At 27.6% G+C, this 1,050-nt stretch carries 2 protein-coding genes; both read left to right on the forward strand.

Annotation, left to right across the window (positions count from 1 at the left end; translation table 11 throughout):
• Window positions 1–151: 151 nt before the first annotated feature.
• The gene (locus AVL50_RS12130) at window positions 152–334 is read left to right on the forward strand and encodes a hypothetical protein (protein ID WP_062616766.1); all 183 of its coding nucleotides are present in this window, start codon (window positions 152–154) and stop codon (window positions 332–334) included.
• Between the two features lie 11 nt (window positions 335–345).
• The coding region (locus AVL50_RS12135) for a hypothetical protein (RefSeq protein ID WP_157491308.1) at window positions 346–1,050 on the forward strand (705 nt) is incomplete at its 3' end.

Consider the following 1,050-nt stretch of genomic DNA (forward strand, 5'->3'; position numbering starts at 1 on the left):
TTGGAAGAGCGTTTTCAGTTATAATCGAAAAAAGATAGTAATTGTGGAATAGTGAGAACACTTCTTGAAGTAATTTAGGAAGTGTTTTTTAATTTTCAACCTCTCATTATCCATAAGCATAAAAGATATTGAAAGTTTTATTCTTAATGGAGTGGACTATATTTTTATTGAACATAAAGTAGGTAAAAAAGCTGGTGATAATGCTAAAATGGCAGCGGAGAAGGCTTATAAACAGATTCAAAAAATTACTGAGAAAAAGAAAGTTAAGGTATTGGAGCAAGGTTTTATCAGAGTGAAATACCTTGATGATCAAGGACAGCTAAGAATAATATAAAAAGAACTGATATGAAGGAAAATGCATTGCAATTTTTAGGTTTACAATTGAATGATATTCAACTCAAGAATAGTTATTTTCAAGGTTTGTTTACTAATCCACTTGTTGGAGAATTTGAAACCATGGAGTTAGAATATGAATTCTTAGGAGATTATAAGACTTTTATAAAAGCTGATTTTGAAATAGATGATATTATTAACTTCTTAAATTCAGATGATTATAAAGGATGTAATATTAATATTTACTTAAGGAATACAGGTTTTTACTTGGTTTTTTCTAGGTTAGGAGATAATGATAATAAAGATGATAGAGATCATGATAAAAAATATTCTAATACATCCATAAAATTATACTTTGATGAAGGAACTCTGAGTGAATACAAATTTAATGATCTTTTCAATTATTATAAACCTTTTTTCTTGGAGCTAACAGTTCCTGTGTTTTATGTTTTTGGGACTTTAATTAATGATAAAACTACTAATGGAAAATATACTAATGCCATTATGTTTCGTCATTTAAACGATTTCCCATTTACAGGAATATCAATATGCTGGAAGATGATTTTAGGAGAGTTAGATTTTGATGAAGATTACACATTTGAAAAAATAGCCCAAACGCCTGCTTTATATAATACCCCTCTATTAAAACAAGTGGATGGAAGAGATTATAATTTGATCGAATTACATACCTATAAGGATTTTTATAATTATGAATCA

Source organism: Flammeovirga sp. SJP92 (genome assembly GCF_001583495.1).
Lineage (GTDB): Bacteria > Bacteroidota > Bacteroidia > Cytophagales > Flammeovirgaceae > Flammeovirga.